The sequence below is a fragment of the Saccharopolyspora indica genome (genome assembly GCF_027853965.1).
Classification (GTDB): Bacteria; Actinomycetota; Actinomycetes; order Mycobacteriales; family Pseudonocardiaceae; genus Saccharopolyspora; species Saccharopolyspora indica.
Genome location: NZ_JAQGLB010000034.1, coordinates 1 through 12,411 on the forward strand (window position 1 = coordinate 1; position 12,411 = coordinate 12,411).

Below are 12,411 nucleotides of genomic sequence, written 5' to 3' on the forward strand. Positions count from 1 at the left end.
GGGCTTCCGGGCTTCCGGGCTTCCGGGCTTCCGGGCTTCCGGGCTTCCGGGCTTCCGGGCTTCCGGGCTTCCGGGCTTCCGGGCTTCCGGGCTTCCGGGCTTCCGGGCTTCCGGGCTTCCGGGCTTCATTGTACCTGGTGAGGAGGGTTTTCCCGGCTCTCGCGCGGTGCGCATGACGGTCCATCCTAGTACCGCGCGGAATCGCAGCGCGGGCGTCCGGTCAGGAGGTCGTCGACGGGTCCGACGCCGGGCTCTCGTCGATCTCCACGCGGTTGCGGCCGGCTCGCTTCGCCCGGTACAGCGCGATGTCCGCGGCCGCGAACAGGTGCTCCAAGTTCGCCGGACCCGCCGCCACGCCGATGCTCACCGTCGGCGGCTTGGTGATCCGGCCCAGCACCAGGCGCCAGTCGTGGTTGTGCACCGCCGCGCGGATGCGCTCGGCGACCACCGGCCCGGCCTCGCGGGAGTCCTCGCTGGAGCCGACCAGCAGCACCACGAACTCGTCGCCCGCCCAGCGGCAGATCAGGTCGTCGGCGCGGCACTCGCGGCGCAGCAGGTGCGCGACCTCCTGGAGCACGACGTCGCCCGCCGGGTGCCCGGCGCGGTCGTTGACGTCCTTGAACCAGTCGACGTCCAGCAGCACCAGCCACGGCACGCGCCCCGCGGCCGCGGTCTGCTCCAGCAGCAGCGGAGCGCGGCGTTCCAGGCCGAGGCGGTTGGTGAGGCCGGTCAGCGGGTCGCGGAGCGCGGCTTCGCGGGCGGCCAGCGCCATGCGCTGGGCCTGCACCGCGACGCGGCGCTGCTCCAGGGCCTGGCCGAGCCCTTCGCGCAGCGCGTCGACGGCCAGCCGGCTCGCCGAGACCGTCCGGCGCAGCGCGGCAGCCTCGCCGACCGGGTCGGCCAGGGCTTCGCAGATCGCCGCCAGGTCGAGCGAGAACTGCATCATCAGCATCGTGTCGCGGATGGTCTCCGCGGCGTCGAGCGCCCGGCTGGCCAGCGTCCGGGCCTCCTCCAGCCGGTGCTGCTGGCGGCGCACCACCGCCAGCACCCAGTTCGCCACCGACGAGGTGAACCAGTCGTCGGCCGCGCGGGCCAGCGCGAGGGCCTCCTGCGCGACGCGCTCGGCCGCGTCCGGGTCGCCGACGCCGACCAGCGCCCGCGCCAGCCCCGCCATCGCCGAGCGCTTCACCTGGCCGGGCTTGGTCAGCGTCCGGGACTCGTCGAACAGGTCGCGGGCCAGGGCGAACTGCTCTTCCCGCTGCTCCAGCGGGAGGGTCGCGGCGCGGAAGATCCGGGCGTTGCCCTCGCGGTTCAGGCAGTGCGCCAGCGCGGCCGAGTCGTCGGTGCCGCGGGCGATCTGCACCGACAGCGCCATCATCTCCAGCGCCGGACCGCGGTGGCCGATGGTCTCCAGCAGGTAGCCGAGCATGCTGACGGTGTGCGCGGCGGCCGCCCCTTCGGGCCGGTCCACGTCGAGTTCCGTCCACCCTTCGGCGAGCAGCTCCAGCGCGATCGGGATGTGCTTCAAGCGCCAGGCCAGGGACGCCCGGTGCACCAGCACGGCGGAGCGGTTCCACTGCTCGGCGACCCGGTTCGCCCCGGCCTCGATCAGCTCCTCGAAGGCCGCTTCGGCTTCCGCGAAGCGGCCGGAGTCCAGCAGCGACCGCACCTCGCGGTCCTGGGCCGGGATGTGGCCGGCCATCAGCGGGTCATCGTGCTGCACCGCTTCCTCGCAGGGGCGCACCTCGTCGTGGAACCGCGTGCCGGTGCGGTCTTGTCGCGCTCAGGCTACCGGTTGCGACCGTTCCCGTACTTGTCGTAGTGCAAGACGTCGTCCAGCGGCAGCCGCTGCCGCCAGCCGTGACGCTCCAGGTCGGGGGCGTCGGCGAGCGAGCGCACCGGGCCCACGCACAGCCACGCGACCGGGCGCACACCGGTCGGGATGCCGAGCAGCCTGCGCAGGAATTCCTCCCGGTAGAAGCTGACCCAGCCGACGCCCAGCCCCTCGGCGGTGGCGGCCAGCCACAGGTTCTGGATGGCCAGGCACACCGAGTACAACCCGGCGTCGGCGATCGCGTGGCGGCCGAGGACCTGCGGCGCGCCGCGGTGCGGGTCGTAGGTGACGGCGATGCCCAGCGAGGACTCCGCGATGCCCTCGACCTTGATCTTGGAGAACGTCCCGGCGCGCTCCTCGTCGAGCTGGGAGGCGAACACGCTGCGCTCGGCGAGCACGTGCTCGCGGAAGGCGCGGCGGGTGGACTCGTCGCGGACCAGCACGAAGTCCCAGGGCTGGGACAGCCCGACGCTGGGCGCGCTGTGCGCGGCGGTGAGCACCCGGCGCAGCACCGGCTCGGGGATCTCGGCGCCGGTGAACTCGCGTCGCACGTCGCGGCGGCGGTTGATGACCTCGTAGAGGTCGGCGGCGGGGGCGGTGTCGGTCAACTGGGGGCGTCCGGCGATCGTCATCGCCCCCATCCTGCCGGAGCCGCCGCGCGGCGGGCCGGGCCCCTGCGCACCGGGTGATGGTCAATTTCGCACGAAATTGACCATCACCCGGGTGAACGTCAATTTCGTACGAAATTGACCGCCCGGCTGCTCACTTGCGGCCGTTGGAGGGGTAGGGCAGGAGTGCCATCTCGCGGGCGTTCTTGATCGCCGTGGCGACCTCGCGCTGCTCCTGGACGGTCAGGCCGGTGACCCGGCGGGAGCGGATCTTGCCCCGGTCGGACAGGAACTTGCGCAGCAGCGCGGTGTCCTTCCAGTCGACCTGGACGACTCCTTCGCGCTGGAGCAGGTTGGGCTTGCGGCGCAAGCGCCGGTCGGTGTTCGGCACGGCGTCACCAGCTCGACTTCGTCACGCCGGGCAGCTCGCCGGAGTGCGCCAGCTCGCGCAGCCGCACCCGGGAGACGCCGAACTTGCGGAAGTAGCCGCGGGGCCGCCCGTCGATGGCGTCGCGGTTGCGCACCCGGACCGGGCTCGCATCGCGCGGCTGCCGCTGCAGCTCCAGCTGGGCCGCGCTGCGCTCCTCGGGGCTGCTGCCCGGAGCGGCGATGATCTTCTTCAGCTCGGCGCGCCGCTCGGCGTGGCGGGCGACGATCGCCCGCCGCTGCTCGTTGCGGGCGATCTTGGACTTCTTGGCCACTTTTCCTCCAGGTAGTGGGTGGGGGTGTGTCTCCACTCGGCCGTGAGCGTTTTGGGGTGCTATAGCCCCGCAAAACGCTCACGGGCCTGTGCCCGCCGAGACGATCGCCGGGCGGAGGCATCAGCGCTCCTCGCGGAACTCCACGTGCTTGCGGGCGACCGGGTCGTACTTGCGCAGGAGCATGCGGTCCGGGTTGTTGCGGCGGCTCTTGGTCGTCACGTAGGTGAAGCCGGTGCCCGCGGTGGAGCGGAGCTTGATCACCGGACGGTTGTCGGTGCTCTTGGCCATCAGAACCGCTCCCCTCGGGCGCGCATCTCGGCGGCGACCGCGTCGATGCCGCGCTTCTCGATCGTCTTCATCCCCTTGGCCGACACGCGCAGCCGGATCCAGCGCCCCTCCGAGGGCAGCCAGTAGCGCTTGCGCTGGACGTTGGGCAGCCAGCGGCGGCGGGTGCGGTGGTTCGAGTGGGAGACCTGGTTGCCGTAGCCGGGCTGCATCCCGGTCACCTGGCAGCGGATGGACATGACCTACCTCTCGCTAATGACAATCATTTTCAAAGCACGATACAGTGTGCCCGACCCAGATGAAAACCGTTGTCGATTGAGGTGGGGATGGAAACCGAGTCGTCCGCGAACCGGCGGGTGCCGCTGCTCCTGGTGGCCGGGATCCGCGCGGACCAGGTCGCGTCGACCGCCGAGGCGGTGCGGCGGGACGATCCGGCGGGCACCGCGCTCGTGCACCACGACCTGCGCGAAGTCGCCCAGGGCGTGGTCCGGCGCCTGATCCGCCACGGTGACGCCGAGCGCGTCGAGGTGCTCGAACTGGCGCACGGCTGCGTGTCCTGCACCTTGCGGTTGGACCTGCTCCCGCTGCTGCGCGAGCTGACCGCCGCACCCGACGTGACCAGGATCGTCGTGCAGCTGGACCCGGCCCTGGAGCCGGACACGATCTGCTGGGCGTTGCAGCACGTCGAGGTCGACGGCAGGCCGCTGGTCACCGACGTCCGCGTCGAGGCCGTGCTCACCGCCGTGGACCCGGCGACCTGGCTCGCCGACGCGACCGGCCAGGACGAGCTCGTCGAGCGCGGGATCGGCGGCAGCCCCGACGACGAGCGCACGGTGGCCCAGGTCGCGGTCGGCCAGGTCGAGTTCGCCGATGCGGTCGTGCTGCTCGGCGAGGCCGAGGACCGCTGGACGCAGGTGCGCACCGAGGCCGTCATCGCCCGGCTGACCCCGACCGCGCCGCGACTTCCGTCGAAATCGCGGTCGGACCTCGATGACCTGGACGTTTCCGCGCTGCTCGCCCGGATTCCCGGCGGCGCGCGGCGCGGCGAGATCGACGGCCCGCACGGCAGGCTGCTGCGCGGCCAGCCGTCGCTGGACACCGACGCCGGGGTGTCGACGGTGCTGTTCGAGGAGCGGCGGCCGTTCCACCCGGAACGCCTGCACGAGGCGATCGACGTGCTGCTGGACGGCGTCGTGCGCACCCGCGGCCGGGTCTGGGTGGCCAGCCAGCCGGAGGTGGCGCTGTGGATCGAGTCCGCGGGCGGTGGGCTCGGCATCGCGCACGGCGGCCCGTGGCTGGCTTCGCTGGCGCCCGAGCAGTGGGCCGAGGTCTCCGCGGAGCGCCAGGTCAGGGCCTCGCTGAGCTGGGACGACTACTACGGCGACCGGATGCAGGAGCTGGTCGTGATCGCCCACGAGGCCAACCCGCAGGACATCGTCCACGCCCTCCGCCACGCCCTGCTGACCGACGACGAGCTCGCCGCCGGCGAGCAGGTCTGGGCGACCTACGCCGACCCGTTCGGCGAGTGGCACACCGACCCGTGCGGCGACGACCCGGCGGAGCGCTCCGCCGACGCCGCGGGCGAACGGGGCAACCGGTCGTGAGCCCACGACCCCGACACCGCGAGGAGACATCGTGAAACCAGGGATCCACCCGGAGTACCGGCCGGTCGTGTTCCAGGACCGCGCCACCGGTCAGAGCTTCCTGACCCGCTCCACCGCCACCTCCGATGCGCGCGTCGAGTGGGCGGACGGCAACACCTACCCGCTGATCGTGGTCGACGTGACCGCGTACTCGCACCCGTTCTGGACCGGCGACCAGCGGGTGCTCGACACCCAGGGCCGGGTCGAGAAGTTCCGCCGCCGCTACGGCGGTCGCACCCGCTGAGCGCGCCGTCAATTTCGCACGAAATTGACGTTCACCCGGGCCCTGGTCAATTTCGCACGAAATTGACCAGGGCCCGCCGACGAGGAGAGGAGACCGGGATGGCAGTTCCGAAGCGGAAGGTGTCGCGGAGCAACACGCGGCACCGGAGGTCGCAGTGGAAGGCGGCGGCGCCGGACCTGGTGCCGATCGTGGTGGACGGGCAGCGCCGGCTGGTGCCGCGCGCCCTGATCCGGCACTTCCACCAGCGGTGACCCATCCGGTCCGGGCCGGTCACCGCGGGTGATCGGCCCGGACCTGGGATGAGATGGTCATCACGGTGTTTCGCGACTACGGGTGAGGTTCTCAGCTCGTTCTCAGGGCTAGCGGTAAGACTGTTGCCATGCGCATCCTCGTCGTCGACGACGATCGTGCCGTGCGGGAATCTCTGCGCCGGTCCTTGCAGTTCAACGGGTACCAGGTGGAGCTCGCCGCGGACGGTCAACAGGCCCTGGACCAGCTGGCCGCCAGCCGCCCCGACGCCATGGTGCTCGACGTGATGATGCCGCGGCTCGACGGGCTGGAGGTCGCCCGGCGGCTCCGCAGCACCGGCGACGACCTGCCGATCCTGGTGCTCACGGCCCGCGACGCGGTGTCCGACCGGGTCGCCGGGCTCGACGCGGGCGCCGACGACTACCTGCCCAAGCCCTTCGCCCTCGAAGAGCTGCTCGCCCGGCTGCGCGCCCTGCTGCGCCGGGCCAGCCCGCCGGACCTCGGCCAGGACGAGCACCCGGCGGCGCTGCGCTTCTCCGACCTGGAGCTGGACCCGGGCACCCGCGAGGTCCGCCGCGGCGAGCGCCCGATCAGCCTCACCCGCACCGAGTTCGCCCTGCTGGAACTGCTGATGGCGCACCCGAAGCAGGTGCTGACCCGCAGCCGCCTGCTGGAGGACGTGTGGGGCTACGACTTCCCGACCTCGGGCAACGCCCTGGAGGTCTACGTCGGGTACCTGCGCCGCAAGACCGAGGCCGAGGGTGAGCCGCGGCTGATCCACACGGTCCGCGGCGTCGGCTACGTGCTCCGCGAGACGCCGCCGTGACCGTTCCCGCTCCACCCCCGCCGGATCTCGGCCCGCCCCAGCCCAGCAGGGGCCGGTTCCAGCGCGTCTCGCTGCGCAACCGCGTGACCTGGCTGGCGGCGATCTGCGTGGCGGGCGCCGTCGCGCTGGTGTCGGTCGCCGCGTTCGTCACCGTGCGCGACAGCCTCTACCAGCAGCTGGACGACAGCCTGACCGAGCGCGCGGTGGAGGCCGCCGAGGGGCCGCTGGTGCGCACCGCCGACCTGCAGCAGGTGCCGGTGGCGTTCTTCACCGCGACGAACTTCAAGATCAGCGTGCTGGGCGCCGACGGCACCGAGTTCGGCCCGAAGGACCAGCGGCCGCCGCTGAGCTTCGCGGAGCTGGCGGTGGCGCGCGGTGAGGCGCCGCAGTCCCTGCGCACCGACCAGCAGTCCAACAGCCGCGTGGTGGCCGTGCCGACCGGGCAGAACGCGGCGCTGGTGATGTCCACCTCGATGGATCCGACGCAGCGCACGCTCGCCCAGCTCAGCGTGGTGCTGGTGGTGATGGGCGGTGCCGGGATCCTGCTCGCCGCCGCGGCCGGGACCGCCGTGGCGCGCGCCGGGTTGCGCCCGGTGCAGCGGCTGACGGCCGCGACGGAGCGGGTGGCGCTGACCGGTGATCTGCGGCCGATCCCGGTCGACGGCGACGACGAGCTCTCCCGCCTGACGACCAGCTTCAACGGGATGCTCAGCGCGCTGGCCGAGTCGCAGGAGCGGCAGCGGCGGCTGGTCGCCGACGCCGGGCACGAGCTGCGCACCCCGCTGACCTCGTTGCGCACCAACCTGGAACTGCTGATGGCCTCGGCCCGGCCGGACGCGCCGAACCTGGCCGAGGAGGACCGGCGGGAGATGTTCGCCGACGTCCAGGCGCAGGTCACCGAGCTGTCCGCGCTGGTCGGCGACCTGGTGGAGCTGGCGAGGGAGGACACCCCGCAGGCGGTGCACGAGCCGGTGGACCTGGTGGACGTGGTGGAGCGGGCGCTGAGCCGGGCCAGGCGGCGCGCGACGCGCGTGGAGTTCGACGTGCGGCTGCAGCCGTGGGTGATGATGGGCGATGCCACCGCGCTGGAGCGCGCGGTGCTGAACCTGCTGGACAACGCCGCCAAGTGGAGCCCGGACGAGGGCCGGGTGCGGGTGGACCTGGTGCCGGACGTCGCGTCCGGGCAGATCGTCCTGGAGGTCGCCGACAGCGGTCCCGGCATCGCGCCGGTGGACCGGCCGTTCGTCTTCGAGCGCTTCTACCGCTCGTCGGACGCCCGCACGCTGCCGGGCTCCGGGCTGGGCCTGTCGATCGTCAAGCAGGTCGCCGAGCGGCACGGCGGTTCGGTGTGGGCGGGCGAAGCGCCGGAGGGCGGTGCGCTGCTGCGCATGTCGCTGCCGGGCAACACCCCGCAGACCGAACAGCAATGAACAGCACTGCGTCGAAAGTGGTAGACGGACACCACACTTTCGCGTATCACCCGTTCGGGTAGTGTTGGTTCTTGTTCGCTCGTGTACCTGAGGGGGCCGGTGTGCTCGCACGGCAGCGCCAGGAAGTGATCCTCGACGAAGTGCGGCGCACCGGTGCGGTGCAGGTCGCCGACCTGGTGCTGCGGCTGGCCGTGTCGGACATGACCATCCGCCGCGACCTCGACGCGCTGGCCCGCCGCGGCCTGGTGGAGAAGGTCTACGGCGGCGCGACCTCGGTGGTCGGCCGCAGCACCGACGAGCCGGGTTTCGAGGCCAAGTCGGTCCGCCAGCTCGCGGAGAAGGAGGCCATCGCCGCGCTCGCCGCCCAGCAGGTCCGGCCGGGCACCGCGATCGGGCTGTCCGCGGGCACCACCACCTGGACGCTGGCCCGCCACCTCGACGACGTCGCCGACCTGACCGCGGTGACCAACTCGGTCCGGGTGGCCGACGCGCTGCAGCGGCGCGGCCGCACCGACCGCACGGTGGTGCTCACCGGCGGGGTCCGGACGCCGTCGGACGCGCTGGTCGGGCCGGTCGCGGTGCAGGCGCTGCGCTCGCTGCACCTGGACATGGTGTTCCTCGGCGTGCACGGGATGGCCCCCCGCGCGGGCTTCACCACGCCGAACCTCAACGAGGGCGAGACGAACCGGGCGCTGGCCGAGGCCGCGGGCCGGCTGGTGGTGGTCGCCGACAGCTCCAAGTGGTCGACCGTCGGGATCTCCACGATCGTCGACTTCGACGAGATCGACCTGCTGATCAGCGACCGGGGCCTGCCCGCCGAAGCCAGGCAGGCGCTGGGCGAGCACGCCGAGCTGCTGCTGGCGGATCAGGAAGTCGTGGAGGAGGACTGATGGGCGACCTGCACCAACCCCAGCACGACTCGACCGCGCCCTCGGCGGAAACCCCGGAACGCGAGAGCAGGCCCGGCCGGTGCGAATCGCGGGGAGGCGGCGCGGTGAAGCGCACCGCGCGACGGCTGGCCGACGGTCGGGAGATCATCTACTTCGACGCCGACCCGGCGCAGGTCAGGGATGCCGTCGACACCCGGGAGCTGCCGCCGCAGGCGCCCGCGTCGGAGATGCGCCGGGACCCGCTGACCGGCGAGTGGGTGGCGATCGCCGCGCACCGCCAGTCGCGGATCTACAAGCCGCCCGCCGAGCTGTGCCCGCTGTGCCCGAGCAGCCCCGGGCGGCCCACCGAGATCCCGGAATCCGCTTACGACGTGGTGGTCTTCGAGAACCAGTTCCCGTCGTTCGCCCAGGGCATCCCCGGCGACGAGTCCACTGTGGAGGGCGTGCCGATGGTGCCCTCCGCGCCCGCGACCGGGCGCTGCGAGGTCGTCTGCTTCACCTCCGACCACAACTCCTCGTTCAGCGCGCTGACCGAGGCGCAGGCGCGCACCGTCGTCGACGTCTGGGCCGACCGGACCGCCGCGCTGGCCGAAACCCCGGGCGTGGAGCAGGTCTTCTGCTTCGAGAACCGCGGCGAGGAGATCGGTGTCACGCTGCACCACCCGCACGGCCAGATCTACGGCTACCCGTTCGTCACGCCGAAGACCGGCAAGATGCTGCGGGTCGCCGAGGAGTACCTGAACCAGCACGGCCGCCACGTGCAGGGCGACGTGCTCGCCGCGGAGCGCGCTGCCGGGCGGCGCGTGGTCGTCGACTCGGAGCACTGGACGGCCTACGTCCCGGCGGCCGCGCGCTGGCCGGTCGAGGTGCACCTCGTGCCGCACCGCAAGGTGCCGGACATCGCGGCTCTCACCGACGCGGAACGCGACGACTTCGCGGTGACGTACCTGGACGTCCTGCGCCGCCTGGACGGCCTCTACGACAGCCCGCTGCCCTACATCGCGGCCTGGCACCAGGCACCGGTGCGGGTGGGGCGCGAGTTGTCCTGGCTGCGCCTAGAGGTCTTCTCGGTGCGCCGCTCCGCGGACAAGCTGAAGTACCTGGCCGGCTCGGAATCCGGCATGGGTGTCTGGATCAACGACGTGACCCCGGAGCAGATCGCCGACCGCCTCCGCTGATCCCGCCGCGGCGCGTCCTGCGCCGCCTGGTGCGGGTGGTGCGGCTTGTGTCACAGCGAGGACGAGTTTTGGTAGGTCCACAGCGCGGTCTCAGGCGGTTCTCAGCCGCGTGCAGCAGAGTGGGGTCATGACCGATCACACCCCGGGTTCCGGCAACCAGCCGGAAGAACCGACGTCGCAGCCGGAAGGCGGTTCGGCGGGCACGCCACCAGCCGGGGTGCCGCCGCAGCAGCCGGATTCGCCGTACGCGAGGCCGCAGTCCCAGTCGCAGAGCCCGTACGCGGCGCAGCAGCCCGAGGCCCAGCAGTCCTTCGCCGCGCAGCAGCCGGAGGGCCAGAGCCCGTACGCGGCGCAGCAGGCGGAAGGGCAGCAGTCGTATGCGGCGCAGGGAGCGCAGCCGCACATGACGCGGGAGTTCCCGCACGCGCCTTGGCCGTCCGCAGGCGGGCACACCGCCGTGGCGCCGCCGCAACCGCGCAACCGCCGTGGCGGGCTCATCGCGGGTGTGGCCGCGCTCGCCCTGGTGTGCGGCCTGGTCGGCGGCGGGGTCGGCGGCTACGTGGGCTACCAGTTCGGCGGCGCCGGGTCACCCGGTGTCACGTCGCTGGACGAGTCGCGCCCGGCGCGCAGCGTCAGCACCGCGCCGGAGGGCTCGGTGCAGCAGGTCGCCGACAAGGTGCTGCCCAGCGTCGTCCAGCTGCAGCTGGTCACCGCCCGCGGCGGGGGCGAGGGCTCCGGCATCGTGCTCAGCAGCGACGGCTACATCCTGACCAACAACCACGTGGTGGCGGGCGGCGGTTCGGGCGGCAGGCTCACCGCGCAGTTCCACGACGGCCGCAGCGCGCGGGCCCAGGTGATCGGCACCGACCCGAAGTCCGACCTCGCGGTGGTCAAGGCCGACATCACCGGGCTCACCCCGGCCGAGCTGGGGCGCAGCGACGACCTGCCGGTCGGCGCCCCGGTGGTGGCCATCGGTTCGCCCTTCGGCCTGTCCGGCACCGTGACCAGCGGGATCATCAGCGCCAAGGACCGCCCGGTGCGCGCGGGCGGCGAGTCCGGTGGCGAGGACACCGTGCTCAACGCGCTGCAGACCGACGCGGCGATCAACCCGGGCAACTCCGGCGGTCCGCTGGTCGACATGGACGGCAACGTGGTCGGCATCAACTCGGCGATCTACAGCCCCGGCAACGGGCAGGGGCAGGCCGGTTCGGTCGGTCTCGGGTTCGCGATCCCGGTAGACCAGGCCCGGCGCATCGCCACTGAGCTGAAGGAAAAGGGAACGGCCACCCAGACGACGCTCGGCGTGCTGATCGGCGCAGGCGACCAGCCGGGAGCTCTGGTTCGCAACGTCGTGCCCGGTGGCCCCGCCGAACAGGCCGGGATCCGCAGCGGTGACCTGATCACCAAGGTGGACACCCGGTCGATCCAGGATCCCGATTCGCTGGTGGCAGCGGTCCGCTCACACGCCCCGGGCGACCGCGTCACGATCACCATCGGCGGGACCGGCGGGGAACGCACCGTGGACGCCACGCTCGCCGGGCAGGGGTGACCGAACGCGCGGCCCGGCACCGCCGGGCCGCGTTCCCCCGCCGTCGGCCGCCCACCGGGCTGGCCTGCCCCCTCCGTTCCCCCGCCGTCGGCCGCCCACCGGGCTGGCCTGCCCCCTCCGTGCCCCCGGAGCGGCCGACGGCGGGAACACGTCTCACGCGGCGGTGCGAGCTGCGAGGGTGAGTTGAACGCTTTCGACGTTTCCAGGACGAAGACCAGAACCGGCTTCGACGGCAGACCCCGCCGGAGCTCGGCTTCTTCGTGATGAGGAGGAACATGTCCGACGGAACAGGCGTGGTGCCGCGGCGCCGGTTGACCGAACTCACCAGCTCGCTGGATCTGACCGGCCAGCCCCTTGGCACTACGGTTACCGGCATGGAACGCAGCGCGCAGCGTTTGGGACGGGCCCTGGTGGTCGTGGTGGACGACCGCGTCGCACAGGGCGAGCAGGACGACAACATCGGTCCGCTGGTGACCGAGTTGCTGGAGGAAGCCGGCTTCATCGTCGACGGCACCGTCGCGGTGGCCGGTGAAACGGTGGACATCCGCAACGCGCTGAACACCGCGGTGATCGGCGGAGTGGACGTGGTGATCACCGTCGGCGGCACCGGTGTGTCGCCGCGGGACGTCACCCCGGACGCCACGGCCGGTGTCCTGGACCGGCCGATCCCGGGCATCGCGGAGGCCCTGCGGGCGTCCGGCCTGGCGGCGGGAGCGGTCGAGGCGGGCGTCTCGCGAGGCCTGGTCGGCGTCTCCGGCAGCACGCTGGTGGTCAACCTCGCGGGCTCGCGTGCGTCGGTCCGCGACGGAATGGCCACCCTGACGCCCCTGGTGACCCACGTGATCGAACAGCTGTCCGGCCTCGAAACGGCCTGACCCGACAGGACGAAGCGGTGGCGGCTCCACGCGGAGCCGCCACCGCTTTCGTCGGCCCACCTGTGCACACTCACCGTCATGGCTGATCGACGTTCGGTT

General features: G+C 72.5%; 15 protein-coding genes. 9 read left to right on the forward strand and 6 right to left on the reverse strand.

Annotation, left to right across the window (positions count from 1 at the left end; all coding sequences use genetic code 11):
• Window positions 1–220 precede the first annotated feature (220 nt).
• The 6 genes from OU416_RS38485 to rpmB all read right to left on the reverse strand — a co-directional run bounded on the left by OU416_RS38485 (window position 221) and on the right by rpmB (window position 3,667).
• On the reverse strand, window positions 221–1,723 hold the full coding sequence (locus tag OU416_RS38485; RefSeq protein WP_333779683.1) for a GGDEF domain-containing protein: 1,503 nt from the start codon (window positions 1,721–1,723) through the stop codon (window positions 221–223).
• Between the two features lie 65 nt (window positions 1,724–1,788).
• On the reverse strand, window positions 1,789–2,466 hold the full coding sequence (gene bluB / locus OU416_RS38490) for a 5,6-dimethylbenzimidazole synthase (RefSeq protein ID WP_270932033.1): 678 nt from the start codon (window positions 2,464–2,466) through the stop codon (window positions 1,789–1,791).
• Window positions 2,467–2,596: 130 nt separating this feature from the next.
• Window positions 2,597–2,833, reverse strand: a complete 237-nt coding sequence (rpsR, locus tag OU416_RS38495) for a 30S ribosomal protein S18 (protein ID WP_270932034.1) — start codon at window positions 2,831–2,833, stop codon at window positions 2,597–2,599.
• A 4-nt stretch (window positions 2,834–2,837) separates the two neighbouring features.
• Window positions 2,838–3,143: a 30S ribosomal protein S14 gene (gene rpsN, locus OU416_RS38500; RefSeq protein WP_093155832.1), complete on the reverse strand. Its 306-nt coding sequence runs from the start codon at window positions 3,141–3,143 to the stop codon at window positions 2,838–2,840.
• 120 nt (window positions 3,144–3,263) lie between these two features.
• On the reverse strand, window positions 3,264–3,431 hold the full coding sequence (gene rpmG / locus OU416_RS38505) for a 50S ribosomal protein L33 (protein ID WP_270932035.1): 168 nt from the start codon (window positions 3,429–3,431) through the stop codon (window positions 3,264–3,266).
• Window positions 3,431–3,667, reverse strand: coding sequence for a 50S ribosomal protein L28 (gene rpmB / locus OU416_RS38510; RefSeq protein ID WP_270932036.1), 237 nt, complete (start codon window positions 3,665–3,667; stop codon window positions 3,431–3,433). Before rpmB ends, rpmG begins: the two co-directional genes overlap by 1 nt.
• Window positions 3,668–3,754: 87 nt before the next feature.
• Here rpmB and mrf point away from each other — a divergent pair, with 87 nt between their 5' ends.
• The 9 genes from mrf to OU416_RS38555 all read left to right on the forward strand — a co-directional run bounded on the left by mrf (window position 3,755) and on the right by OU416_RS38555 (window position 12,312).
• On the forward strand, window positions 3,755–5,032 hold the full coding sequence (gene mrf, locus OU416_RS38515) for a ribosome hibernation factor-recruiting GTPase MRF (protein WP_270932037.1): 1,278 nt from the start codon (window positions 3,755–3,757) through the stop codon (window positions 5,030–5,032).
• Window positions 5,033–5,063: 31 nt separating this feature from the next.
• Window positions 5,064–5,315 (forward strand): type B 50S ribosomal protein L31, encoded by a 252-nt coding sequence (locus OU416_RS38520; protein ID WP_270932038.1) that lies wholly within the window; start codon window positions 5,064–5,066, stop codon window positions 5,313–5,315.
• 98 nt (window positions 5,316–5,413) lie between these two features.
• Complete coding sequence (gene rpmF, locus OU416_RS38525; RefSeq protein ID WP_270932039.1) at window positions 5,414–5,566, forward strand: 50S ribosomal protein L32; 153 nt, start codon at window positions 5,414–5,416, stop codon at window positions 5,564–5,566.
• Window positions 5,567–5,694: 128 nt separating this feature from the next.
• The gene (locus tag OU416_RS38530; protein ID WP_270932040.1) at window positions 5,695–6,390 is read left to right on the forward strand and encodes a response regulator transcription factor; all 696 of its coding nucleotides are present in this window, start codon (window positions 5,695–5,697) and stop codon (window positions 6,388–6,390) included.
• Complete coding sequence (locus OU416_RS38535) at window positions 6,387–7,820, forward strand: HAMP domain-containing sensor histidine kinase (protein ID WP_270932041.1); 1,434 nt, start codon at window positions 6,387–6,389, stop codon at window positions 7,818–7,820. The genes OU416_RS38530 and OU416_RS38535 overlap by 4 nt, the downstream gene beginning before the upstream one ends.
• 101 nt (window positions 7,821–7,921) lie before the next feature.
• Window positions 7,922–8,710 (forward strand): DeoR/GlpR family DNA-binding transcription regulator, encoded by a 789-nt coding sequence (locus OU416_RS38540; RefSeq protein ID WP_270932042.1) that lies wholly within the window; start codon window positions 7,922–7,924, stop codon window positions 8,708–8,710.
• 104 nt (window positions 8,711–8,814) lie between these two features.
• Window positions 8,815–9,888: a galactose-1-phosphate uridylyltransferase gene (gene galT / locus OU416_RS38545; protein WP_270932080.1), complete on the forward strand. Its 1,074-nt coding sequence runs from the start codon at window positions 8,815–8,817 to the stop codon at window positions 9,886–9,888.
• A gap of 127 nt (window positions 9,889–10,015) precedes the next feature.
• Window positions 10,016–11,437, forward strand: a complete 1,422-nt coding sequence (locus OU416_RS38550) for a S1C family serine protease (RefSeq protein ID WP_270932043.1) — start codon at window positions 10,016–10,018, stop codon at window positions 11,435–11,437.
• 374 nt (window positions 11,438–11,811) lie between these two features.
• Window positions 11,812–12,312 carry a MogA/MoaB family molybdenum cofactor biosynthesis protein gene (locus OU416_RS38555; protein ID WP_093156016.1) on the forward strand — a complete coding sequence of 167 codons (501 nt, stop codon included), beginning with the start codon at window positions 11,812–11,814 and terminating at the stop codon, window positions 12,310–12,312.
• Window positions 12,313–12,411: the final 99 nt, after the last annotated feature.